Source organism: Rhodobacter sp. Har01 (assembly GCF_020564565.1).
Taxonomy (GTDB): Bacteria; Pseudomonadota; Alphaproteobacteria; order Rhodobacterales; family Rhodobacteraceae; genus Pseudogemmobacter.
The window spans coordinates 1-408 of sequence record NZ_JAJCTD010000041.1 but is presented as its reverse complement, the minus strand read 5'-3'; the positions used below and the strand labels follow the sequence as shown (position 1 = coordinate 408).

The 408-nt window shown below is 53.7% G+C and carries 1 protein-coding gene; it reads right to left on the bottom strand.

Features of this window, described 5'->3' with window-relative positions; all coding sequences use genetic code 11:
• Nucleotides 1–152: 152 nt before the first annotated feature.
• On the bottom strand, nucleotides 153–408 hold a 256-nt coding region (locus LHP98_RS19320; protein ID WP_227254169.1), incomplete at its 5' end, for a hypothetical protein.

The window sequence follows — 408 nt, the reverse complement described above, 5'->3', positions numbered from 1 at the left end:
AGGGCACTGTTGTGAGATCGAGATGCATGGGCGCAGCACGCTCGCAGGAGCGCTACCGTATCCGTCTTCCAATCGCCCATTTGGTGTCTTGCCTTCGTCGTCAGGGTAAAGATCTCATGGACGAAGGACAGTCGAGAATGGTTAAGAACAGATTAATGTGCGAGGGATGTCTTGGATATTCGCCCAGAAGTTGCTGTGCCGCAACTCATCGAGAAATCTCGCAACTGGTATTCGGCAAGTAGCCTGGCCTCGTTTGCGCAAATGTCGGCAAGCTCCCGCAAAGCCTCTGCCATTCCAGGAAATCCATCCTGTTCCGCCGCCGCGGCTGCCAAAAGGGCCTGGTTCTTCATCTCGCTGGGATGCATGTTCTGAACCTTGATGTTGACGTTCTGTAAACCACTTTCAGCC